Source organism: Ruegeria sp. AK11 (assembly GCF_056541095.1).
Genome location: NZ_JBQFXU010000006.1, coordinates 13749 through 35114, shown reverse-complemented (window position 1 = coordinate 35114; position 21366 = coordinate 13749). Strand labels below are relative to the sequence as shown.

22 protein-coding genes and 5 pseudogenes are annotated in these 21366 nt (G+C 54.2%); 15 read left to right on the top strand and 12 right to left on the bottom strand.

Going from position 1 to position 21366, the window contains the following annotated elements; genetic code table 11:
- Nucleotides 1-24: 24 nt before the first annotated feature.
- From ACR0D9_RS14195 to ACR0D9_RS14170, 6 genes and pseudogenes are all read right to left on the bottom strand, one after another.
- A pseudogene (locus tag ACR0D9_RS14195) lies at nucleotides 25-474 on the bottom strand (IS6 family transposase); the annotation flags it as partial.
- A 232-nt stretch (nucleotides 475-706) separates the two neighbouring features.
- Complete coding sequence (locus tag ACR0D9_RS14190) at nucleotides 707-1087, bottom strand: transposase (RefSeq protein ID WP_480539159.1); 381 nt, start codon at nucleotides 1085-1087, stop codon at nucleotides 707-709.
- Complete coding sequence (locus tag ACR0D9_RS14185; RefSeq protein WP_480483585.1) at nucleotides 1087-1731, bottom strand: IS110 family transposase; 645 nt, start codon at nucleotides 1729-1731, stop codon at nucleotides 1087-1089. The genes ACR0D9_RS14190 and ACR0D9_RS14185 overlap by 1 nt, the downstream gene beginning before the upstream one ends.
- A 68-nt stretch (nucleotides 1732-1799) precedes the next feature.
- A pseudogene (locus ACR0D9_RS14180) lies at nucleotides 1800-2032 on the bottom strand (IS6 family transposase); the annotation flags it as partial.
- Between the two features lie 530 nt (nucleotides 2033-2562).
- Nucleotides 2563-3672, bottom strand: coding sequence for a ParB/RepB/Spo0J family partition protein (locus ACR0D9_RS14175; protein ID WP_480487952.1), 1110 nt, complete (start codon nucleotides 3670-3672; stop codon nucleotides 2563-2565).
- Nucleotides 3669-4976 carry an AAA family ATPase gene (locus ACR0D9_RS14170; RefSeq protein ID WP_480483587.1) on the bottom strand — a complete coding sequence of 436 codons (1308 nt, stop codon included), beginning with the start codon at nucleotides 4974-4976 and terminating at the stop codon, nucleotides 3669-3671. Before ACR0D9_RS14170 ends, ACR0D9_RS14175 begins: the two co-directional genes overlap by 4 nt.
- Before the next feature lie 469 nt (nucleotides 4977-5445).
- Between ACR0D9_RS14170 and ACR0D9_RS14165 the strand changes: the two genes are divergently transcribed.
- Entirely contained in the window at nucleotides 5446-6129 is a 684-nt protein-coding gene (locus tag ACR0D9_RS14165) for a DnaA N-terminal domain-containing protein (protein WP_480483588.1), read from the top strand.
- 261 nt (nucleotides 6130-6390) lie between these two features.
- Nucleotides 6391-6859: pseudogene (locus tag ACR0D9_RS14160) on the top strand (DDE-type integrase/transposase/recombinase).
- A gap of 104 nt (nucleotides 6860-6963) precedes the next feature.
- On the opposite strand, the gene ACR0D9_RS14155 reads toward ACR0D9_RS14160, so the two are convergent.
- The 4 genes from ACR0D9_RS14155 to ACR0D9_RS14140 form a co-directional block, all read right to left on the bottom strand.
- Nucleotides 6964-7587 (bottom strand): class I SAM-dependent methyltransferase, encoded by a 624-nt coding sequence (locus tag ACR0D9_RS14155; protein WP_480483589.1) that lies wholly within the window; start codon nucleotides 7585-7587, stop codon nucleotides 6964-6966.
- 9 nt (nucleotides 7588-7596) lie between these two features.
- On the bottom strand, nucleotides 7597-8343 hold the full coding sequence (pssA, locus tag ACR0D9_RS14150; RefSeq protein WP_480487950.1) for a CDP-diacylglycerol--serine O-phosphatidyltransferase: 747 nt from the start codon (nucleotides 8341-8343) through the stop codon (nucleotides 7597-7599).
- A 12-nt stretch (nucleotides 8344-8355) separates the two neighbouring features.
- On the bottom strand, nucleotides 8356-9030 hold the full coding sequence (locus ACR0D9_RS14145) for a phosphatidylserine decarboxylase (RefSeq protein ID WP_480483591.1): 675 nt from the start codon (nucleotides 9028-9030) through the stop codon (nucleotides 8356-8358).
- A gap of 83 nt (nucleotides 9031-9113) precedes the next feature.
- On the bottom strand, nucleotides 9114-9434 hold the full coding sequence (locus tag ACR0D9_RS14140; protein WP_480483592.1) for a hypothetical protein: 321 nt from the start codon (nucleotides 9432-9434) through the stop codon (nucleotides 9114-9116).
- Nucleotides 9435-9506: 72 nt separating this feature from the next.
- Between ACR0D9_RS14140 and ACR0D9_RS14135 the strand changes: the two are divergent.
- Together ACR0D9_RS14135 and ACR0D9_RS14130 are read left to right on the top strand one after the other, a co-directional pair.
- Nucleotides 9507-9710: pseudogene (locus ACR0D9_RS14135) on the top strand (transposase); the annotation flags it as partial.
- Nucleotides 9711-9793: 83 nt separating this feature from the next.
- Nucleotides 9794-10473, top strand: a pseudogene (locus ACR0D9_RS14130) (IS6 family transposase); the annotation flags it as partial.
- 57 nt (nucleotides 10474-10530) lie between these two features.
- Here the strand turns inward: ACR0D9_RS14130 and ACR0D9_RS14125 are convergent.
- A complete protein-coding gene (locus ACR0D9_RS14125; protein WP_480483593.1) occupies nucleotides 10531-11241 on the bottom strand; it encodes a GntR family transcriptional regulator in 711 nt (236 codons plus the stop codon).
- A gap of 228 nt (nucleotides 11242-11469) precedes the next feature.
- On the opposite strand from ACR0D9_RS14125, the gene ACR0D9_RS14120 reads away from it, so the two are divergent.
- The 6 genes from ACR0D9_RS14120 (at nucleotide 11470) to ACR0D9_RS14095 (ending at nucleotide 16805) form a co-directional block, all read left to right on the top strand.
- Nucleotides 11470-12657, top strand: coding sequence for an ABC transporter substrate-binding protein (locus ACR0D9_RS14120; protein ID WP_480483594.1), 1188 nt, complete (start codon nucleotides 11470-11472; stop codon nucleotides 12655-12657).
- A 97-nt stretch (nucleotides 12658-12754) separates the two neighbouring features.
- A complete protein-coding gene (locus ACR0D9_RS14115; RefSeq protein ID WP_480483595.1) occupies nucleotides 12755-13624 on the top strand; it encodes a branched-chain amino acid ABC transporter permease in 870 nt (289 codons plus the stop codon).
- Nucleotides 13625-13643: 19 nt separating this feature from the next.
- Nucleotides 13644-14615 carry a branched-chain amino acid ABC transporter permease gene (locus ACR0D9_RS14110; protein WP_480483618.1) on the top strand — a complete coding sequence of 324 codons (972 nt, stop codon included), beginning with the start codon at nucleotides 13644-13646 and terminating at the stop codon, nucleotides 14613-14615.
- Nucleotides 14612-15394 carry an ABC transporter ATP-binding protein gene (locus ACR0D9_RS14105; RefSeq protein ID WP_480483596.1) on the top strand — a complete coding sequence of 261 codons (783 nt, stop codon included), beginning with the start codon at nucleotides 14612-14614 and terminating at the stop codon, nucleotides 15392-15394. The genes ACR0D9_RS14110 and ACR0D9_RS14105 overlap by 4 nt, the downstream gene beginning before the upstream one ends.
- Nucleotides 15395-15397: 3 nt before the next feature.
- A complete protein-coding gene (locus ACR0D9_RS14100; protein WP_480483597.1) occupies nucleotides 15398-16120 on the top strand; it encodes an ABC transporter ATP-binding protein in 723 nt (240 codons plus the stop codon).
- Nucleotides 16121-16127: 7 nt separating this feature from the next.
- Nucleotides 16128-16805 carry an aspartate/glutamate racemase family protein gene (locus ACR0D9_RS14095; protein ID WP_480483598.1) on the top strand — a complete coding sequence of 226 codons (678 nt, stop codon included), beginning with the start codon at nucleotides 16128-16130 and terminating at the stop codon, nucleotides 16803-16805.
- Nucleotides 16806-17169: 364 nt separating this feature from the next.
- Here the strand turns inward: ACR0D9_RS14095 and ACR0D9_RS14090 are convergent, their stop codons facing one another.
- Nucleotides 17170-17547 (bottom strand): winged helix-turn-helix transcriptional regulator, encoded by a 378-nt coding sequence (locus ACR0D9_RS14090; protein WP_480539157.1) that lies wholly within the window; start codon nucleotides 17545-17547, stop codon nucleotides 17170-17172.
- A gap of 126 nt (nucleotides 17548-17673) precedes the next feature.
- Here ACR0D9_RS14090 and ACR0D9_RS14085 point away from each other — a divergent pair, with 126 nt between their 5' ends.
- The 5 genes from ACR0D9_RS14085 to ACR0D9_RS14065 all read left to right on the top strand — a co-directional run bounded on the left by ACR0D9_RS14085 (nucleotide 17674) and on the right by ACR0D9_RS14065 (nucleotide 21135).
- Nucleotides 17674-18585 (top strand): PLP-dependent cysteine synthase family protein, encoded by a 912-nt coding sequence (locus tag ACR0D9_RS14085; RefSeq protein ID WP_480539155.1) that lies wholly within the window; start codon nucleotides 17674-17676, stop codon nucleotides 18583-18585.
- A 321-nt stretch (nucleotides 18586-18906) separates the two neighbouring features.
- Nucleotides 18907-19272, top strand: a complete 366-nt coding sequence (locus tag ACR0D9_RS14080) for a MerR family transcriptional regulator (protein WP_480483601.1) — start codon at nucleotides 18907-18909, stop codon at nucleotides 19270-19272.
- Entirely contained in the window at nucleotides 19269-19979 is a 711-nt protein-coding gene (locus ACR0D9_RS14075; RefSeq protein ID WP_480539152.1) for a transporter substrate-binding domain-containing protein, read from the top strand. Before ACR0D9_RS14080 ends, ACR0D9_RS14075 begins: the two co-directional genes overlap by 4 nt.
- A 197-nt stretch (nucleotides 19980-20176) precedes the next feature.
- Nucleotides 20177-20539, top strand: a complete 363-nt coding sequence (locus tag ACR0D9_RS14070; protein WP_480483603.1) for a MerR family transcriptional regulator — start codon at nucleotides 20177-20179, stop codon at nucleotides 20537-20539.
- Nucleotides 20536-21135, top strand: a complete 600-nt coding sequence (locus ACR0D9_RS14065; RefSeq protein WP_480483604.1) for a short chain dehydrogenase — start codon at nucleotides 20536-20538, stop codon at nucleotides 21133-21135. Before ACR0D9_RS14070 ends, ACR0D9_RS14065 begins: the two co-directional genes overlap by 4 nt.
- The last annotated feature ends 231 nt before the right edge of the window (nucleotides 21136-21366 follow it).

Here is a 21366-nt window from a genome sequence, read left to right as displayed (position 1 = left end):
GAGAAATGCATCTGACCTGATGAGTTAAGCGGCCAGTTCTTTGAATTGTTGAAAGGGACAGAGTCCAGGTGTGAATTGGTCTTTGCGGATCATGTGCGCGACTTCGATGCCTGCGAGAGTGGCTGAAGCCGAAGCAAAGGACTTGAAGCAGAGCATCGGACCGGTTCGTCTTTTGATGAAGCGGTGATCCTGTTCCACAATGTTGTTCAAATACTTCCGCCTGACTATCTCAATTGGTATCGGACATCCAAAGCCCTTTAGCATCTTGTTTATGGCCTTGATGCCCGCTGCGTTGGTTCCACTTTTGTCGATGACGATCTTGCTCGGGACTCCATTTGAAGACAGCGCTTTGGCAAAGAACCTGGCTGCCGCTGGAGGGTTCCTCCGCTCACACAGCATAAAATCAAGGGTCTTGCCGTGCTTGTCGACAGCTCGATAGAGGTAAACCCACGCGCCTTTAACTTTGATGTAGGTTCTTTAATTGAGCAGCAGCTCTCGGTGACTTTATTCCAGTATCGACCACCTGCAAGGTTCTTTCCGAAGTCATTCTGTTGGAGCTCCATCTCGGCGTTCAAGGCATCAACCCCCAAAGGTCTCATGCGCGGTCTGGTTAAATAGCCGCATGTAGATCTCACGGGTTCGGTCGACAGCCTGCCGTGTTGGTCGGTACGGCAACTCGTGTTCGGTTTATCCGCTGTTACGCTGATTATGCCTCCTTCATTTGAAAGGTTGATCCGTTTGTCCAGATGGCGTGCATAAGGACCGCAAGTTTTCTGGCTAAGGCGACAACCGCCTTCTTGTGACTGGTACGGGCTTTGAGAGCCCGAGCCCATCTCTGTAATTCAGATCCTTTGCCCGGTTTTACTCGGTTCAGTAAACTGCTGGCCGCTTCATAGAGCGTAGAACGCAGCATAGGATCGCCCCGTTTCGATATTCGCCCCCCATAGTCGATGTCCCCCGATTGGTAGCGCCGGGAAGTCAGCCCGAGATAGGCTCCGACCGATCTGGATTTCACAAACCGATGCGGGTTGTCGATTGTTGCCACAAAGGTCACAAAGCTCACCGGGCCAACGCCAGGGATCGTCATCAAACGTTGCAGGCTTCATCGTTTTTCGCATGGCGCGCCATTTCTTTACTCAGAGCTGCCGCTTGCCGCAGCGCGGTTGTGCGCAAGTCGAGCAAAGGCAGGATGATCTTGGATAAGATTGGCCGATCTTTCAGGATCGCGTGGACCCGTTCCTCGTATGTGTGCAGATGCCTTGGCAACCGCTGCCCGAAACTGGCCAAAAGACCGCGGATTGTGTTTTCGACATTCACGCGGGATTTCAATGCCACTTCCCGAGCTTTCAGCAATGCCCGCCGCTCCTGGGCGAGCCGGCTCTTAACCTCTACCTTCCGATAGAACCCCGTGCGCGCCAGCTCTGCTAACATGGCGGCATCATTGGCATCAGTCTTGTTGTGCATCTGGCTGAGAACAGCATGAGCCTGACGGGCGTCGATGCAAACAATCGGCAATCCCCGATCCGAGAGCTCAGTATAGAGCCAGTTCGCCATTCGACCGGTTTCGAGGACGACGCATTTGAGGGAACCAAGGTGTTTGCGCAGCACTTGGAAAATGACATCCGGTTCGGTGACTTTCTTCGCAGCAAACACCGGATCACCGTTCTCGTCGCATAAACAAATAGACGTCTCAGCTTTCGAAACATCCAATCCGACAAAACACTGTTCCATTTTACTCTCCTGTCTTTGTTCCGATGCCACCATGCACCGGCCAAGAGAGCTGCTGGTCAATTACTCAGAGTCTCGTCCATGCGCCAAGAGTTCGGCGTTGGGCGTTTCTTCAATTGCGATCTTACTGCGATCATCGGTGAATACCTCACGACCCACCTGATGAGAGCGGCATGGTCCACCTGAACGCCGCGTTCCGCCAGGATTTCTTCTAAGTCCCGATACGACACCGTGTAACGCAGGTAGAAGTACACAGCGTACAAAACTGCATCCTTGAGAAATGACAGCCGTTCAATGAGATCATGCTCAAACAACCTGTTCAAAACTATCCGACGAGTACAAACCGAGGATCACGCGCGCGCGTCAACCAGACCCCAGAGGTTGCGACACATCTTTTTTGGGTGCCAAGCCAGAGCTGTTGGCATATATTGTAGTTTATGCAAGTCGCTAACACTACATATGCCTCAAATCACAACCGACTGATCTTCGACTGTAAACATCGCAACGATGCTTGTGCACTAGGTAAGTTTGACGTTCGGCGGGTCGGCGGGGTAAGCGCGACGCTCCCGGCGCCGCCTGTTTTCGACAGAACGGAGATACATGCCTAAGCAGATTATGTCCATAATCGATATGTTGAGAAACTTTATACTTGGCTTGACAGCAAGCTTTGATATGCCGGTTACCCCGTTCACGCCATGGCCCGCGCCCTCCGGTTCAGCTTGGACAGTGGATTTACCCGACAATGTCACTCAAGGCCCCTACCCTTTGCGCGGCAAAACAAAAAAGGCGCCGAAACCTTTCCGACGCCTTCACCTGACTTGCTAGTTCGTGATCTTACCCGTGGGTAAGATCATCTTCCTCGGGAAGCGCATCGAGCAGCGCGGCAATTGCTGCCTCCAGTTTGCTTCGATCAACGCGGGTAAAATCCAGATCATACCGCACCTCGATCCTTCCACTAGAAGCAGCACATTTCGCGATCCCTGCCCTGCCCGAAACCTGAAAAGTTGTTTTCGCGCGGCGTGGTTTACCTGCACTGGCGGCCTCCGTCTTCTTCGAGGACACAGCTTCTGGCTCACCTAGAAATGACCTCAGAATTGCGACTTCACGCGCGCCATCCCGATCAGGCTCACTCTTCAGTGCCTCGCTTACCTGGCGAACCAGACCTGGCGTCGCGTCAAATTTGCGCTTTAGCTCAACACCCACGTTTCGCGGAATGTCGTTCGGGTGGGTCAGAACTTTGTCCAACATCAGCAGCAAACTGGCAAAAGACCGGATATAGCTGCGCTTTGTGTAGCTGGCAGATTTGAACAGCGTGGACACCGCCTTGTCGACATCGGGACAGTCATTCGCAGGGTCTTCGGAATATGCACGGGCGAGGGCACCCATTTCCGCAAATGAGATATCCTTTCGGATCAGGTTCTCGTCGACCATACGCCGATAACTGTTGTCCAGATCACCCGCATCAGAAATCCCCGCTGGAATTCTGGCGTAGGTTTCATCACCGGTCTCATCGTACAAGGCTCGATAGGCAGACAAACGGCGCATACCCTGGATCAATTCATACAGCCCGTCCGACCTGCGCTCCAGGCGGATCGGGTTGGACAAGCCGACCTCCCTAATAGAGTCCTTAAGTTCATCCAGTTCTGGATCGGGACCGGGTTTGCGATCTCGTGTCAGCTTTTCCGTTACAACGTCGTTTAGCACCACTCGTTCTGTCACCAAACCTTCGGCTCTCAGCCGAACCAGTTCGTGTGCAAGACGATCGTTTTCTGCGCGAATGGATTGTTCCGTCGATTGCTGATCACGCAAAGCGTCGGCATTTTCCGAAATTGCAGCGGCCATTGGGCCACGTCGTTTTTCGAAAACTTTATCCGGCACCTTACCAACAGGAATGTCATCCATAGCCGGTAGATCAATATCGAACATTCTCCGCTTGCGGCTCATGCGTCATCCTCCACCTTGTCCCAGGCCGATAGCATTACGCCCCGGAATTCCTCATACACATTGTCGAAAGTTGAGCGGGCGCGCCGCCAGGTTTCGCGGGTCATTTCGCGGTAATCCATTTCGTAGACCGAGCTCAGAAAACGTCCAGACTGCTCCACCGCACGGGTCATTTCCACCGGGTGCTGTGCGACGTGCTCGCCAAATACCTTCTTAAAGGCATCAAACATCGCCAGATGCAGCGCATTGCCCGGTTCATACCGCGTCAACAGGAACCGCAACTCACAGAAGGTTTTGGGCAACCCAATCTTACCCGTGGGTAAGGTCTTGTCGAACCCATAAGCCAGGTCTTCCAACGCTTCTGCCAATTGGCCGATGAACGATGTGGTCGAGTCATATTCCCAATAGCCAGGGCCCGAAGGGATATAAAGCATGTCTGCGGCAAAGACCGCGTTCATAGACTGGTACCCGATTGCGGGCGGACAATCGAACAGGATAAGGTCATAGGCGTCATCCGGAATCTGATCCAGATACCGGGACACCGCCGCAAAGAAGGACCATTCGGGATTCAGGTGCCGGTACTGGGCCGACGCAAATTCAACAAAGGCTGCGTTCGCACAGGAAGGTATCGCATCGATCGTCGACCAGGAGGTCTTCTTGATGAAATCAGCAATTCGCAGATCGCCCAGGCCCATATCTGTTATCGCGGGCGGCAACTCCCGGCGGGGCAGGGCGGTTCCCGATTCTGCAGCGGCGGGGCGGTTATTCATGCGTTCTGTTTCACGAATGAGGTCACGCGCCATGATCCCCCAGACCGTATAATCTTCGGCCACATCCGTCAGCCCCATCGAATGGCTTAGTGTTGCCTGAGGGTCGAAATCCACCACAAGGACCCGATACCCATCCAGGGCGGCTGCATGGGCAAGATGCAGCGCCACGGTCGACTTTCCCGCGCCACCCTTGAAGTTTGCGACAGCCGCACGAATGGCGCGCTTGCCTTCAGGGCGAGGGGGCATCAGTGACTTGCGATTAATCTTGAGCCGTCGCCGAAGTTCGTTCACCTCTTCCAGGCTGAACCAGCGCTGACGCCCGTCGGGCTCAACTTCTCCACCAGGTAGGGAAGGATCGGCTGCAAGCTTTCCGCGAAAGGTTGACTGATTCACCCGGAAGATCAGTTCGGACACTTCCCAGCTGGAAAACCGGCGGAGCGTTTTCTCCATCTCAGGGCTAAAGGTCTGCTGGCGAATCCACCCCTGCAACTTGAGGGACTGATTGCGCAATGCGTTCAGGTCTTCGTGCGTGTACATGCCTCGGGTCTCTTAGTTTGGAACGTAAATTTCTGCTCGTTTCTTATTTACGCTTGATTTGCACTTTAAGCAAAAGAAATTATGATGAGAGTACGATCTTACCCACGGGTAAGAAAACAAGGCGCAAAAACACCCGAAGCGATTCGACCGCCCCAGGTGGAACAAAACGATCAAGACAGCCCTATCCAGCCAGTATTTAGGGGGACGGACCGAAGGAAATAACCACATATAGGGGGACACAAAGACCCAATAAGGGGACACACAGAATGACCCCCATCACCAATATTTCACCAAATTTCTTTTCGTTTTTTGAGTTTGATCTGCGCAAGATCACGCGATGTTCCAGTCTTGGCTTGACAGAATCGAAGCTTTGGACGCTAATTAGGCCAAGATGACGAAAAGCGTTGGCAAACGGCGCGAGATTGGCGGGACACACCCGCCAGAGGCAGACTGAGCGGTGAGAACGGATATGCAGCTTGCGAAACCGGTCGGGCGAAATGCGCCGGCTTTGAAATATGATATACTATCTGCTCTGACCGTTCATGCGCTGTCAGGCGACAAGCACCGACAACGAAGTATTTTGCGTATCATTGCGTTGATTACGACCCGGTATAACTGGCGCAACAACGAATTATCCATTGGGCGGGAAGAAATTTCGCGCCTGTGGGCAGTGAACGAAAGAACCGTAAAGCGCGAAATGTCCAGATTTCGCACATTAGGTTGGGTAACGGTAAAACGGCCCTCAGCGCGGGGTCGTGTAGCCGTGTACGAGATCGATCTGAAACAAATCCTGATTGACACCGAAGAGGTGTGGTCTGTTATCGGATCGGACTTTCAAGCCCGGATGACTGACGTGCCGGAACCCGAAACGAATGTCGTACCCTTTGCAACCAAACCCAGTGCCCCTGACAGCCCAGCTGGGGATGTGTGGTCGCAGGTACAGGCGATTCTACACGGTCGCGATCCGGAACTGTGGGCAAGCTGGTTTCAACATCTGTCCGAAGCTGAAAGGGCAGGGGGGCGTGTTGTCCTTATCGCACCGTCACGATTCATGGCCGATTATATTTCGCAGAAGTGGTCGGCGCGACTTCTGGCCGCCTACAGCCGTATTGATCCCAGCATCAGGACGGTTCGCGTGGACGCAGCTGAGTAACTGTCTTCGGCCTTGTTGCCCAATTGTCGAACGTACGTGATCTCATGTTCGGTCCCATCGAGTAGTTTCCGAACAGTCTTCAAGAAGATCAGCAAAGGTCAATTCACGCCCATATTCCGTCTTTTTCAGCAGTTCAGCCAACTGGCTGGACAATCGTCCCTCCAGCTTCATGTATGCAGATCTCAGAGAAGTTTGCGAAAGAACCTAACTCGACGGTATTGCCAAGTTGTTCACGTTGAATGATCCAGCTATGTCGCGCCAATGAACATCCCAACGATCATGCCACTCCTGAAAAGTTTTCGCTTTTCTCGTGAGATCATTGCCTACGCGGTCTGGGCTTACCATCGCTTTGGGTTGAGCACAGCTGACGTTGAGGATCTGTTGGCTGCTCGGGCCGGTTGCCAAGTTTGGCGAACCCAGGGTCGTCATCACCGACAAATTGCGCAGCTATATCAAGCCGATCAAAATACTTGCACCAGAGGTTGACCATCATGCCCACAAAGGTCTGAATAACGCCATCGAAGTGTCGCACCGACCAACCCGCAAACGAGAAAAGATCATGGGCCGGTTCAAGTCTGACCTAAAGGCTCAGAGATTTCTGTCTGCGCATGACAAAATCAACCTGGTCTTCCGCCCCAGCCGCTATCAACTCACCGCAAACTCTTACCGCCACGCTCGTTCCGACGCGTTCAACCTCTGGGACGAGTACACTGCGGAAATGACCGCTTGATCCTGTCTTCGCCAATACCTCACATGCTCAGGTCATCAACTTGGCAATACCTGTCATTCTGCTCGGCTTCCTGTTTTAGTAGGCGCTAACTTTTCATTAGACCACTATGCAACCACTGACTTTCTCAAAACCAGAAAGGTCATCATCCCAATCGGTGGTAGGGCTCTTTGCTCTTCGACAGTTAGCGCTTGCTCTTGTAATACCGTGTCGATTTCGAAGTCAGAGTGCCAACCGATTGTGTTAGCAATTGGCGCAAACGCGCGTTCCAAGGTTGCCAGCAGACCTCGCTCTCGTTTGAAATGGTTCGTAATCACCACACTGCCGCCGGGTTTACAGACCCTCACAATTTCCGCCATTACCTTTTCCGGTTCTGGAACGACGGACAGCACATGCATCGCTGCAACCGTATCGAAATGGTTGTCTGGGAAATCAAGCGCGCGGGCATCCATTTGCCTTAGCTCCGCAACGTGGCTCAGGGATAAATCTCTTACCTTGCCGCGTGCTTTTTGCAGCATGTCCTCGCTGAAGTCGATTCCGGTCACCTGAGTCCTGGGTCCGTAATGTTCCAGTGACAGCCCGGTGCCCACGCCAACCTCCAGAACCTTGCCAGAACGTCTGTTGATATAGTCAACCGCATGCTGCCGCCCGACATTGGTGACGGCCCCAAACGTCTTGTCATAGACGGGTGCCCAGCGAGCGTAAGAGGTTTGAACGGCTTTGATGTCCATATCGTATCCTTAACGGTTAGAACGTGCTTCCCTGTCAATCCACGCCCAGGCGACCATTCCCACATATCCGACACAAAGCGCGATCAGCGTGGCCCAGGCAAAGGTCAGCAGCGCGGCGCCAACAACAGCGACACCGATGAGAAAAAACTTCGCGTTCTCGCGTGAAATCCGCGTGGTTTTAAAAGACCAGGTCGGTATGCGACTGATAAGCAAAAGACCAATGATCACGATGAAGAGGCAAATCAATATACTGGGCAGCGCGGGCGCATCCGCGAAAGCGAAGGACAGATACATTGGCAACATGACCAGCAGCGCCCCTGCAGGGGCTGGAACCCCCTCGAAATAAGCGCTGTCATGTTCGCAGGTCTCGGACTTGCTGCCCACATTGAACCGAGCAAGGCGCATAACGCAGCACACCGCAAAAAACAGCACGGCGAGCCATGCAGCACTGGGTACATCCTGCAAAGCCCAGAAATAGAGAACAAGCGGCGGGGCAACGCCGAAGTTCAAGAAATCCGCGAGCGAATCCAGTTCTGCCCCGATTTTGCTGTCACTGCTGAGCAAGCGCGCAATGCGCCCATCCAACCCATCCAGCACACAAGCGGCTATAATCAACTGCACCGCAAGCTCGTAGTTTCCCTGAACGCCAAATCTGATTGCCGACAGGCCCGCGCAAATGGCTGTTATTGTCAGTGCATTGGGCAGCAAATGAATCAGCGCAAACCCGGTCTCTTCCTGTTCGGATGGTTCTGTCACTGATCCAGCCACCTACTTTTCATTGGGTGTGTGCAAACTGGCAAGGATGGTTTCGCCGGCAATCATCGTTTGCCCGACACGCACCTGCGGCTCCACGCCATCTGGAAGATAAACATCCAGCCGGGATCCGAAACGGATCAATCCAAATCGCTCTCCGGTTTGAAGCGCGTTGCCAGATTTCACAAAGCAGACGATCCGTCTGGCCACTAGGCCGGCAATCTGGACCACGGCCAGGTCCTGACCATTCCTCATTCGAATACGCAGGCTGTTGCGCTCGTTATCGGCACTGGCCTTATCTAGGGATGCGTTGAAAAACTTGCCGGGGCGGTAGGCAACGGCGGTGATCTCACCTTCAATGGGCGCGCGGTTCACATGGCAATTAAAGACGCTCATGAATACACTGACACGAGTGAGGGGCGTGTTTGGCATCCCAAGCTCACTCGGCGGCACTGCCGCTTCGATTAGCGATACCACCCCATCCGCCGGGCTGACAATCAGGCCTTCCCCTGTCGGTGATACGCGTTCGGGGTCGCGAAAAAAATAGTAGCACCAGATCGTAAGGCCGACGCCAATCCAGCCCAGAATGTCGGACAGGAGAAACAGACCGACCGTGATGGCGGCAAAGATCGCGACAAACCGAATGCCTTCAGGGTGCATCGGTTTGATGAACGTATCGCGCATGCGCATCGCAAGCTTTCCCTAGGTCAATTGATGGCACTTTCATAAGTGGATTGCTGGGGAACGCAAGTGTAGCGGGTGCAGACGATTCATTATTTCAGATATCTGATCCAAAGGGCTTGATCGTCTGAATCTCCGCGCACTTCGGTAACTTCAGCTGGGTTGAGGCCAAATTCCGCAACCAAGTCTTCGACCTGACCCGATTGGAAGCTATCGAGGCTTCGTACAAGTCCGCCTTCTTCAAATGCGATCAATTCGTGAGATCTGCCGGACCACCGGACGATCCCGCCACAGAGCGTTCTAAGTTCCATATCGACCAGTTCTGCCACCGGGTCGGCAAAGAAATCGCTCCATTTGAGAAATCCTGTACGGTTCTGAAGGTGTAGAGGCCCCCGCTGGCCTCGGTGTGCCATTGTGGGTTTGCAAACAACCTGAATGGAGGCCTGCGCCAGTGCTTAGAAAGGCTGATCAGCATGTTGAACCAACTGGAGGGTCAGATCAAAGAACTGGATGCCGAGATTGCCCGCCGCGCGCGGTCAAATGAAACGGCACGCCGCCTTATGACGGTGCCTGGAATTGGTCCGCTCATCGCAACTGCGCTGGTGGCCCTCGCCCCGCCGCCGGAAACGTTCCCGCGAGGGCGCGACTTCGCCGCCTGGCTCGGGCTGGTTCCAAGACGGCATTCAACGGATCTGTTGCAAACATTTGGCTGTTGACGAGGTCAGATGCTGCGGGTGAATGACTTTCGGTATAATCAGTCGAAAGTTGGTTCATGATTTCTTTCAAAGGCGCGCAATATCCGAAGGACGTGATCCTGTTCGCGGTGTTTTTTTATGTCCGATTCGGTGTGTCATACCGGGATCTGGAAGAAATCATGGCCGAGCGCGTTGTTTTAGTGGACCACGCCACGCTAAACCGATGGGTAACACGGTATTCTGGTGCGATCGCTGAGGCAGCACGTCGCCGCAAAGGACCTTGTGATCGTTCGTGGAGAATGGACGAAACTTACATCAAGGTGAAAGGCGCGTGGGTTTACCTCTATCGAGCTGTCGACAAGCACGGCAAGACCCTTGATTTTATGCTGTCTGAGCGGAGGAACCCTCCAGCGGCAGCCAGGTTCTTTGCCAAAGCGCTGTCTTCAAATGGAGTCGCGAGCAAGATCGTCATCGACAAAAGCGGAAACAACGCAGCGGGCATTCGAGAGGTGAACAAAATCTTTAATCGGTTTGGTTGCCTCGACAAAATTCAAACAGTCAGGTCAAGTATTTGAATAACCTGATCGAGCAGGATCACCGGTTTATCAAGCGTCGCGTGCGGCACATGTGCGGGTTCAAATCGTTCGGGTCCGCATCGGCTAGTCTGGACGGCATCGAGGTCGCAAACATGATCCGAAAGCAGCTGTTCCCCAACGCTACGACGTCGGGATTTCAGCTATTTGCAGAGATCGCAGGAAAGGTGTGTCCGGTTATTCGCTACTCTGGCCATTCCAAAAGTTTGCAACAGATCCAATTACATGCGCCCGGTGAGTATCTTGGCCAGATCGGGTTCAACCTTTTGGGTTTTTTCCAGATCCAGGCTGTTTTTAACGTGAAAAAGGTGGTGTTGGATGCTGTCTACCGCAGCTTGCGGGTCACCACTCGCGATCGCATTGATGATCGACGCGTGCTCATCATCGGGGCAAGATGAGTCCTTGTTGGTTCCGAACAGCGCCACGATCAGAGAAGACCGGGTCACCAGTTCCCTGACGACGCGAGTGAGTACTGCGTTGTTGTGGCATTTAGCTAACTCGACATGAAATTCACCAGAGAGCCTGATAATTTCTGTTTGGTCGTTCCTTGCCCTAGCCTCATCTTCTTTTTTGATATGAAGCCGCAACGCTTTGACCCCCGCGTTGCTAATTTCTCGCGTCAAATCCCGAACGATACCGGTTTCGATCATCAAGCGGGCCTCAAACACGTCTCGGGCTTCTTCGGGGCTTGGGCAAGCAATGAAGGCACCGCGGTTGGAATGAAGTTCAACAATGCCTTGGCTGCTCAATAACAACAATGCGCGGCGGACGCGCATTCGACCAACGCCAAAGGTCTCACATAAGGTTTGTTCGCTCAATTTGGTTCGTGGCGCCAGCTTTTGTTCCATTACCGCGGAATAAATTCGATCAACGATCAATTGCTCATCCGGATCAGATTGGACGGTGTCGAGTATTTGTTGTGCGTCTGTCATCTGGTTTCAATTCGACTGGAATTCTTGTGCGTTTTCTTAGACGCACGGCTTCTGACTGACAATATATTGAGTATTTGTTCACAATATCAACACTGTCATTCATTAAAAAATGTTGACATATATTGTTAACAATGTTGAGCTTGGCAGCATCACCGGGATTCGACCTGTGACTCAATGACCTTTGCAAGCGCCCGAAAGAGGCGCCCAAACCTCAATAGGGAGGAAAAAATGAAACGCAGAAATCTGATGAAATCATCGGCGGCCCTGGCGCTGGCCATATCCGTTCTGGGCTCCACCGCCTGGGCGGAAAACCCGGTTCTCAAGATTGGCTTTGTTGGTGTGACTTCAGGTCCGGCAGCGGCCTGGGGCATCTCGAACCAGCGCTCGATGGAAGCACGCGCTGACTGGATCAATGAATCCGGCGGCTACAAGATCGGTGATACCACTTACGATATCGAAATCGTCTCGTTCGATGACCAGAAAGACCCCAAGCGCGCAATCGCGGGCATGGAGAAGATGGCACAGGAAGGCATCCACTATGTGGTTGGTCCGAATGTGGATGACGGCGCTGCCGCCGTGCGCCCTGTGGCCGAGGCTCAAGGGATCATGTATTTCCCATATGCCTTCCCGAAAGAGCTTTATACCGCTCCGGCGTCCAATGCGGTTTTGGGCATGGTTGCGAACTATCAATCCGGCCCGGCGATTTACGAATACCTGCGCGACGAAAAAGGCGTAAAGAGCGTGGCCTTTGTTGCTGCCAACGAGTCTGATCCGCTGAGCCAGCGGGATGGAGGGATCGCAGCGGCCAATGCGTTGGGTCTTGAAGTTGTGTCTGACAACGTGACGTATCAGGTGGACACGACAGATTTTACCCCGGTTCTGACGCCTGTAATGCGCACGCAGCCTGATTTGCTGGTTCTGTCCGGCGTCTCGCCGGCCAATGCACCTCAGTTGATCCGGTCTGCGCGCGAACTGGGGTATCAGGGCATCATCTCGACCGAAACCGCGCAGGATGCGACGGTTCTGCGCGAAGGTGCGGGCGATCTGGCCAACGGGTTCATCTCGGTCGGCGGTGCATCGACGCCTGAAATCGCATCGGACGACATGAAGGAATTCGTCAAGCGTTACACTGATATGTTCGGCGAATATAACGATGAATCGAATACCAAGGTCTATGCGCTGGAGTATATTCTGGCGACCTTGAACGCCAACCCGGCGGGCATTGACGACGTCAAGGCGTTCCAGACCACGATGGACACGTTCGAAGCACCGAACCCTTTCATGAAGGGCGACGCCGTGATGCGGTACGTCGGAACAACCTCCTTCGGACAAAAGCGTCAGATTGCGGTCCCGCTGGTAGTGAATGTTTACCAGGACGGAGAGTTTGAAACACTCTTTGTCGCTGAAGTCGACTGAGGCAGAACTCCCCAAGACAAGGCGAAAGCCTAACGAGCCACTCAAACTCCCGGGCTGATGATCGGCCCGGGAAACCCGAACCTAACGCGGGACTATCATGGAACAGATACTAGCAAACGGCATCTATCTGGGCGCGCAATATGCGATGATCGCCTTGGGTCTGACGCTGATCTTTGCCCTGATGAACGTACTGAATTTTGCTCACGGACAGATGTACGTTCTCGGCGGCTTTGTGACCTACACCTTCTACGGACAACTTGGCTGGCCTTTCATCCTTGCGCTGCTGGCGTCCTGTATCACTCTGGCCGTGCTCGGCGCGCTGATAGAACGGTTTCTGTTCGCCCCAGTCATACGACGGTCATCGCGCGAAGAAAGCACAATGCTGCTGGCGGCGGGACTGGCGTTTCTGTTTGACGCGGTCATCCTGCTGGTCTTTGGAGAAAAACAGCGCGGTGTGCCCAAGATCGTCAACGGGGTTTTCAACTGGGATTTCAAGTTGATCATGCCATATGACCGTATTTTGATCTGCGTGCTGGCTATTCTGTCGATCGTCACTTTCATCCTGTTTATGCAGTATTCCAAAACCGGCCGCGCCCTGCGTGCGCTGGCGCAGGACAGAACCGCTGCCCAACTGATGGGAGTCAATGTTGCTCGCTACTCCATGATTGGATTTGCATTGGGCGCAATGCTGGCTGGTCTGGTCGGCGGTCTGCTCGTGACTATTACCGGCGTCAATCTGGGTATGGGCGGACCGACCTCAATCAAGGCTTTCATGATGGTCATGATCGGCGGCGCAGGTGTGATTTCCGGCGCAATCGCAGGCGGTATCATCCTTGGCTTCATGGAAGCCATCGGTTTAGCGGTGCTCTCGCAATATGGCGATATCACCTATCTGCTGATCTTCGTCTCGCTGATGATTTTCCTGGCCATCCGCCCGCAGGGCCTGATGGGCAAACCGTGGGGATAACGCAGTGCCAAAATTTTCAATGATCCAATGGGCCGGTGTGGCGGTCTTCCTGCTGGCCATCTTCATCGCGGTTCCCAGCTTTGTCGCCGCCTCCGGACGGTCTGACCTGTACTACACGCTGACCTCGGTAGCGCTGCTGTCGATCGCCAGTGCCGGTGTCTGGCTGACCTTCTATATCGGCCGCATTAACATAGGGCAGGGCGCCTTTGCCCTGATCGGAGCTTATGTCTCGGCCATTCTGGTGACCAAGGCTGGCATTTCGTTCTGGCTGTCCCTGCCGCTTGCGGGCCTCTTTGCAGCCGGTGTGGCGGTTCTGATCGGTCTGCCGATCCTGCGGCTGCGGGGCGTGTATTTTGCAATGATCTCGCTGGTGCTGACACAGGTCGTCACCCTGACTGCGCTTGCCTTGCCTGTCACGAATGGTGCCAAGGGCATCACCTCGATCCCGCTTCCGGGCGGGGTGTCGATCCTGGGTATCCCTCTGATACCCGATTTCGGAACACTGGAGAACCCAAGACTGGCCTTCTACTACACCGCCTGTGTTCTGATGGTCCTGACCTTTGCCGCCATGTACCGGCTGGTGAATTCGCGCCTTGGCCACCTTTGCCGCTCGATGCAGCAGAATGAGGAACTGGCCAGCTCCATAGGTGTGAACATCTCGTATATCCGGGTCATCGTCTTTGCCATCTCGTCCTTTCTGGGCGGCATTGGCGGTGCGATGTTCGGATCGATCGCGCAATCGGTTTATCCGTCCAGCTTTCAGGTCGCCGACAGTGTGAACTTCATGCTGAATTGCTTCCTCGGTGGTCTGGGATATGTGTTTGGCCCGATGTTGGGCACGCTGGTCCTGTATTTTGGCTGGGACCTGTTGTTCGAGTTGGGTCGTTTCCAGCTGCTGGCCTATTCCAGCTTGCTGATCATCCTGATGCTGTTCCTGCCCAACGGGCTGCTCAGCCTGCGTCTGCCTGGCAAGAAAGGAGAGGACAAATGAGCCATCTTCTGGAAGTCCGCCATGTCACCAAGAAATTCGGTGGCCTGACCGCGAACAGCAACATCTCGTTCAACGTCAATGAAAACGAGATCCTGTCGGTGATCGGACCGAACGGTGCGGGCAAAAGCACGCTGTTCAAGATGATCTCATCCTTCCTGCCGACCACGACCGGAGAGGTGCTGTTCAAGGGCGAGAGAATTTCAAACCTGAAACCACACGCAGTGGCCCGCAGGGGCGTTGTCCGTACGTTTCAGGAAACGACGATCTTCAAATCCATGACAGTGCGCGAAAGCATCATTGTCGCTCAGCACTTACGGGCCCGTGCTTCGTTGGCCGGGTATTTCTGGGGCACAAAAACGGCGCATGAAGATGTCGACAGCTTCGGGCAATATGCCGACGATCTGATCGAATTCCTCGGCATGACCGAGATTGCAAACGAACAGGCCTCAAACCTGCCACAGGGCAACCTGCGGGCGTTGGGGATCGCGATTGGTCTGGCAACCGATCCCAAGGTGTTGCTGCTGGATGAACCCTTCGCCGGGATGAACCATGACGAGACCATGAAAATGGTCAATCTGGTGCGCAAGGTGCGAGATGACCGGGGGGTGACCGTTCTACTGGTAGAACATGACATGCCTGCGGTGATGAATATCTCGGACCGGATCGTCGTGCTGAATTTCGGTGAGATGATCGCCGAGGGCACACCGGTAGAAATCCAGAACAACGAAAAAGTTATCGAAGCCTATCTGGGCAGCGCCGACGACGAGATTGGGATCTGAGCCATGACCAAGATGTTAGATTTCAAGGATGTCGAGCTTTACTACGATCACGTCTATGCCCTTAAAGGGGTATCGATTGATCTTGAGCAAGGCGAAACGGTTGCTTTGATCGGTGCCAATGGGGCAGGCAAAAGCTCGATCCTGCGGGCGATCACTGGGCTGGCGAAGATCAAATCCGGTTCGGTCGCGTTCGAGGGCGAACAGATTGCCGGAACCAACCCGGCCGAGATCGTCTCGAAAGGCATCGCTATGGTGCCCGAAGGGCGGCGCGTCTTCCCGTACATGTCGGTAAAAGACAATCTTCTCATGGGGGCGTTTACCCGCTCGGACAAAGCGGATGTTCAGCGCACTCTGGATTCGGTTCTGGAACGGTTTCCGCGCCTGAAAGAGCGCTACAGCCAGTCGGCAGGAACCTTGTCGGGTGGCGAGCAGCAGATGATGGTGATCGGGCGCGCTCTGATGGCAAAGCCACGCCTTCTGTTGCTGGATGAGCCGTCGTTGGGAATTGCGCCCAAACTGGTGCAAGACATTGCGCGGTCTATTGTAGCTATCAACCGGGACGAAGGTGTGTCTGTGCTGCTGGTGGAACAGAACTCGCGCATGGCGCTTTCGATTTCGCACCGCGCCTATGCGTTGACCACTGGGAATGTGGTGATCGCGGGCAATTCCAAAGAGCTGTTGACCGATCCCCGGATCAAAGCCGCCTATCTGGGCGGAGAAATGTGAGGACGTTGTGAAACTTCTAGTCGTCAATCCCAACACCACCAGTTCCATGACGCGAAAGATAGAAGAGGCAGCGCGGGCGGCTGCGCATCCTGAAACCATGATTATTGCTGCCACTTCGCAAGACGGTCCCGCCAGCATACAGGGCTATCTGGATGTCTCTACTTGTGTTCCGGGCTTGTTGGATGTGGTCAAGCAGCATCCGGATGTGGATGGCATCGTAGTGGCCTGTTTCGATGACACAGGTGTCGACGCTGTACGTTGCATCACCTCAGCTCCGGTCGTTGGTGTTGGTGAGGCCGCCTATCACGCGGCCTCCATGATCAGTCCAAAATTCAGCGTCATTACTACGCTGTCCCGATCTCTGGCTGGGTTGGAAACAAATTTGTTGAAATATGGCCTGGATCGCAGATGCGCCCGGGTTCGGGCATCGGACGTGCCGGTTCTGAAGCTTGAGGAAAACGATCCGGCGACAATAGATAAGATACGGGCTGAAATTCGCGCCGCCATTGACGAGGACAAAGCTGAAGCCATCGTTCTGGGTTGTGCCGGAATGACAGACTTGATGTCACAATTATCCGAGGAGTTTGGTTTACCAGTTGTTGATGGTGTTGCCTGTGCCGTCACCTTTGCCGAAGCCTTGGTCAAATCCAGATTGACGACGTCGAAACTGTGTTCTTATGCCTAGCCGGGGTCTTCGACTGGCTCTCTACGGCTAACTATTCCACCACTTTTGGGCAAAATCAGAGTTTTTCAACACTATCGGCCGGGCCTCATCATCAGCTAACGCAATCTGCCGCTTTCCAGCTGACCGTTTTCGTCGATGAAGTCCGCCATCACGGTGCTCCAAGCCTCCTGTCCACAACATCGTCTAAGTGTGCCAGGAGAATCGTCAGCAGATAGTTGTTGCCGAAACGCCATTCGCTGTTCAGATCGAGAAGCCGTTGATATTCTGCTTCGGACATGCCGAGGATGTGTCGCAAACTCTGGGATCTAGTTGACGCGCATGCTCCTAGGTCTGCTACGAACCCAGGACGAATGTGTTTGGAAACTCAGACCGATCTTCCAGCCACTGTCTTGCCAAGCGTTGGGTCGAACAGTCCTCCCCCTAAGTGCAAGTGCCCCCAGTTCATGATCCCCAACAAGGTTGGCTCTAACGCTCGCCCCCGGTCGGTAAGCATGTAACGATAGCGCACAGGCCTGACCTGATAGGCCTCCCGCTCCACAAGCCCCCACTCCATCAACCGCTTTAGTCGTTGAGACAGAAGGTTTGGGGGCAGGTGTTCCTCACTGTTCTGCAATTCCTGGAATGTATGTTTTCCGTGCCACAACAGGTCTCGCACCACCAGCAGGGTCCATTTGTCACCAAGGATCTCAAGGCTGCGCGCAATCGAGCATCGGGAACGAAACTCATGCTCTGTTTGGGTCATTCCGTCCTCATGTTAGCTGTCAATTTGTTGAACTTAGTGCAGTTACTTAAAAAATGGAAGTTTGACTCGGATTGTGACTTAATTTATGGAAGCCGCTGGTGATGACAGTCCGCGAAAGGCTCCAAAATGACCACCATCGGCAATACCCCACTCATCAAACTGTCCCATCTGACAGGACCCGATCACGCCGACATCTATGTGAAGTGGGAAGGGGCCAACCCAACGGGCAGTATGAAAGACCGCATGGCCTTGTCGATGATCGAAGGGGCCGAACGGCGCGGAGAGTTGAAGCCCGGTGGGCGCGTTGTCGAGTACACTGGTGGCAGCACCGGAAGCTCGCTGGCGATGGTCTGTGCCACTCGCGGGTATAAGGCCCACTTTGTGTCTTCAAACGGGTTCTCCGAGGAAAAGCTACAAACGATGAGAGCGTTCGGCGCGGAAGTGGAAATTGTCCACGCTGAGGGCGGCGTGCTGACTGCGGATGTACTCGACCGGATGATCGTGCGCGCAAAAGAACTGGCCGGTGAACCAGGCACGTTTTGGCCGGATCAGGTGAACAACATAGATAACAAGCTGGGGTATCACGATATGGCTCAGGAAATTCTGAGCCAAGTAAACACTCCCGTACATGCCTTCGTCATGGCTGCGGGCGGTGGCGGTTGCATTTCGGGCAATGCTGAGGTCTTGAAGACGCACAATCCCAACACCGAAATTGTCGCCGTGGAGCCCTACTACGTGCGCAACCTCTCAGGAGGTGACACCAGTGGTACGCACAAGCTCGAGGGGATAGGCTTATCCTTCGTGCCGAAGATCCTGCGCAGGGACCTCATTGATGATGTTATTCCAGTGAAGGATGAAGACGCCTATTGGGGGGCCCGGGCGCTCGCTGGCCAGGAAGGTTTGCTTGGCGGTGTGACGTCAGGTGCAAACATCTGGGCGGCCCTGAAAAAGGCCAAGGAACTTGGACCGGGCAAAACCGTAGTGACCGTGATCATCGACACCGGTCTGCGATACTTGAACGGAGACTTGCATCGGTAGTGGATCTCAAACACGAATTGTCGATGCCAGCTTTGTTCGCGCTGCTGACCTTGCGGTGATCCTACCTTTCGTGCCTGCAGCGAATGTCTGAATTTCGGGCAGCGACCGTAGAGTATGGGGTTGCGCTGAGAGATTGGTTTGGGCCGTCCTCGATGGCTCCACAGATCTCTCTTAATTCAGATGCTGCTCCGCCTTCGATGACCGCCCAGAGCCCAGTTTGACAGATACCGCACTCTGCACGAATGTCAGCTTTTCAAAAGTCGCTATTGACTTAGAGTGGCTCTAACTCGCTACCCAGAGATCAGAGGAACATTTGCGAAGATGAGAATTGCTGAAGCGGCGGAAGCCTGTGGGCTATCCGCACATACTATAAGGTTCTACGAGAAGTCGGGAATGCTGCCAGAGATCGAGCGTGGCACCGATGGACATCGTCGGTTTACGCCTCGTTTGGTCGAGTGGCTGACTCTGCTCTATTGGCTGCGCGAAACCGGCATGCCACTCAAGCAAATGCGTCGGTTTACGACTCTTGCCAAAGCGGGCGATGCAGGTATCGAAGAACGGCGACAAATCCTGTTGGGCCACGCGTCAACGCTAAAAGCCAAACGCGCTACTCTCGAAAAATGCGAAAGTATCCTCGCCATCAAGATCGCCAGCTATGGCCCGGACACCAAAGAGGATGACCCATGAAGTTTGCCTACCTGATCGAACCGCCGTTCAACTACATCGATGCAACAGGCCTCGTCACCGGCTGTGACGTTGAACTCGCGCGGTATGTATTGGCGCAACTTGGCATTGCCGGTTTTGAAATGGTAGAAACGGAATTTGCTGAACTCTTGCCCGGGGTCGGGGATGGCCGATGGCGCATGACGACCGGTCTTTTTGGAACGGAAGAACGCAGGAAGAGCGCATTGTTCAGCCGCCCGATCTGGGCGCTACCCGACGGGCTCCTGGTGGCTGGGGGCAATCAGATGGGTTTGAGCGGATATCGATCGGTTGCCGACAATTCTGATATCCGTTTGGCGGTTATCCGGGACCAGTTTCAGCATCGCTCGGCGATTGAATTTGGCGTCAGCGCAGAGCGCATCATGATTTTCGAAACATATGCCGAGGCCGCACAAGCTGTTTGTGAAGGCACCGCCGATGCCTATGCCAGCGTGGGTCGAGCGCATGGTGGATTTATCGAGCAGAACCCGGAATGGGACCTGGAACTGATCCTTGTGCCAAACTCAGAAAAACCTCCTGCGTTCGGGTCATTCGCGTTTGGTTTGAACGACACAAACCTGCGGAACGAAGTCGACGCAGTTCTTTCGCAATTCCTTGGGACCGATGCCCATCGGAACATGGTCGCTTCTTTTGGATTCTCGACTGCCGAAGTTGATATGGTGGCTGCCTGATACGTCGAAAGCTGACCTTGGCCGCGGCGCGCCAAGTCCTGTCTGTCCGCATCGATACTGCCCAAGCGCTTTGCAGCGAGCCAGAGTGGCCGAAGCTGCGCGATGCGAGAATGGCGGCTTTTGAGAGTTTCTGCAGAAGTTGCTTGACCTGAAGTAGCTTCAGGTAGGTAGGGACTTGGGCGAGAGGATCAGATCGCATGATGATTTCAGAAGTTGCAGAACGCACCGGACTCAGCGCTTCAACAATTCGTTTCTATGAGAAATCGGGGTTGTGTCCATTCGTCCAACGCGGCGCGGATGGCAAGCGCAAATTCTCGAAGGCAGATGCCGATTGGTTAGAGTTACTGGCGTCCCTTCGTTCGACAGGTATGCCTTTGGCAGAAATGCGGGCTTTTGCGGAGCTTTACGCATCCGGCGACGGCAAAGTCCCTGAGCGCAAAGCTGCCCTTTTGGCACATAGCCGCCGCCTGGAAGATCGACAGGCCGATCTGGACCGATGCCGCGTGATCCTAAATCGAAAACTGAAACGCTATGATGAGATATTGAAGGATCAGGCATGAGAATTATCGTAGTCGGAGCAGGTGGTGATATTGGACAAGCTGCCTGCAAGGAGCTTCGGCAAAGGCATGAAATCGTCACAGTGGGACGTTCAAGTGGGGACCATCGGGTCGATTCAAGTGACTTAAACGCGGTGAAATCACTGTATGAAAGCCTCGGCAATTTCGATGCTGTGGTGTCCTGTGCAGGCGACGCGACCTTTGCCCCGTTGCCGCAGATGACCCAAGTGACCTTCATGGTGGGTCTTCAGCAAAAGGTTATGGCGCAAGTGAACCTTGTCCTGGCTGGGCTGGACGTCATTTCGGATGCAGGTTCCTTCACTCTGACAAGCGGTGTTCTTGATCGCGATCCGATCAGAATGGGTTCAAATGCGGCAACCGCTAACGGAGCATTGGCAGGCTTCGTAAAGAGCGCTGCAATCGAGATGCCGCGCGGGTTGAGAGTCAATGTTGTCAGTCCGGGCATGTTGGACGTGTCCGCGCCACGTTACGGCGCATGGTTTCACGGCCACAAACCGGTTTCATCCCATCATGTTGGATTGGCATATGCGAAATGTGTCGAGGGTGCTCTCACAGGGCAGGTGGTGATCGTTGACTAGAAACCCGTCGTGCGACCGGACGTTGGTGCAACCGCAGCGAAATAGGACTCTCGTCCGCGACTCGTAAATTGGGTGTCCGAAAATTGCTGCGCAGTCGATGAATGGCCGGTCTCCGCGCTGCACCGCGGCGCCGAAATTTCCGTCCCTGCGGCATACAGGTGCTGTGAGCGCGCGCAACACGAAATCGCTCAGAGTGTCATTTCGCCCCGTCCCGCAATGGCGTCATTGTTT

Excerpts from the sequence above, each read along its gene's own strand:
- ACR0D9_RS14145 (WP_480483591.1), bottom strand. The coding sequence starts at position 9,030 with ATGCGCATGCGCGATACGTTCATCAAACCGATGCACCCTGAAGGCATT.
- ACR0D9_RS14100 (WP_480483597.1), top strand. The coding sequence starts at position 15,398 with ATGACCAAGATGTTAGATTTCAAGGATGTCGAGCTTTACTACGATCAC.
- ACR0D9_RS14120 (WP_480483594.1), top strand. The coding sequence starts at position 11,470 with ATGAAACGCAGAAATCTGATGAAATCATCGGCGGCCCTGGCGCTGGCC.
- ACR0D9_RS14075 (WP_480539152.1), top strand. The coding sequence starts at position 19,269 with ATGAAGTTTGCCTACCTGATCGAACCGCCGTTCAACTACATCGATGCA.
- ACR0D9_RS14155 (WP_480483589.1), bottom strand. The coding sequence starts at position 7,587 with ATGGACATCAAAGCCGTTCAAACCTCTTACGCTCGCTGGGCACCCGTC.
- ACR0D9_RS14125 (WP_480483593.1), bottom strand. The coding sequence starts at position 11,241 with ATGACAGACGCACAACAAATACTCGACACCGTCCAATCTGATCCGGAT.
- ACR0D9_RS14070 (WP_480483603.1), top strand. The coding sequence starts at position 20,177 with ATGATGATTTCAGAAGTTGCAGAACGCACCGGACTCAGCGCTTCAACA.
- ACR0D9_RS14185 (WP_480483585.1), bottom strand. The coding sequence starts at position 1,731 with ATGGAACAGTGTTTTGTCGGATTGGATGTTTCGAAAGCTGAGACGTCT.
- ACR0D9_RS14090 (WP_480539157.1), bottom strand. The coding sequence starts at position 17,547 with ATGACCCAAACAGAGCATGAGTTTCGTTCCCGATGCTCGATTGCGCGC.
- ACR0D9_RS14190 (WP_480539159.1), bottom strand. The coding sequence starts at position 1,087 with ATGACGATCCCTGGCGTTGGCCCGGTGAGCTTTGTGACCTTTGTGGCA.
- ACR0D9_RS14080 (WP_480483601.1), top strand. The coding sequence starts at position 18,907 with ATGAGAATTGCTGAAGCGGCGGAAGCCTGTGGGCTATCCGCACATACT.
- ACR0D9_RS14065 (WP_480483604.1), top strand. The coding sequence starts at position 20,536 with ATGAGAATTATCGTAGTCGGAGCAGGTGGTGATATTGGACAAGCTGCC.
- ACR0D9_RS14140 (WP_480483592.1), bottom strand. The coding sequence starts at position 9,434 with ATGGCACACCGAGGCCAGCGGGGGCCTCTACACCTTCAGAACCGTACA.
- ACR0D9_RS14175 (WP_480487952.1), bottom strand. The coding sequence starts at position 3,672 with ATGAGCCGCAAGCGGAGAATGTTCGATATTGATCTACCGGCTATGGAT.
- ACR0D9_RS14165 (WP_480483588.1), top strand. The coding sequence starts at position 5,446 with ATGCAGCTTGCGAAACCGGTCGGGCGAAATGCGCCGGCTTTGAAATAT.
- ACR0D9_RS14110 (WP_480483618.1), top strand. The coding sequence starts at position 13,644 with ATGATCCAATGGGCCGGTGTGGCGGTCTTCCTGCTGGCCATCTTCATC.
- ACR0D9_RS14170 (WP_480483587.1), bottom strand. The coding sequence starts at position 4,976 with ATGTACACGCACGAAGACCTGAACGCATTGCGCAATCAGTCCCTCAAG.
- ACR0D9_RS14085 (WP_480539155.1), top strand. The coding sequence starts at position 17,674 with ATGACCACCATCGGCAATACCCCACTCATCAAACTGTCCCATCTGACA.
- ACR0D9_RS14105 (WP_480483596.1), top strand. The coding sequence starts at position 14,612 with ATGAGCCATCTTCTGGAAGTCCGCCATGTCACCAAGAAATTCGGTGGC.
- ACR0D9_RS14115 (WP_480483595.1), top strand. The coding sequence starts at position 12,755 with ATGGAACAGATACTAGCAAACGGCATCTATCTGGGCGCGCAATATGCG.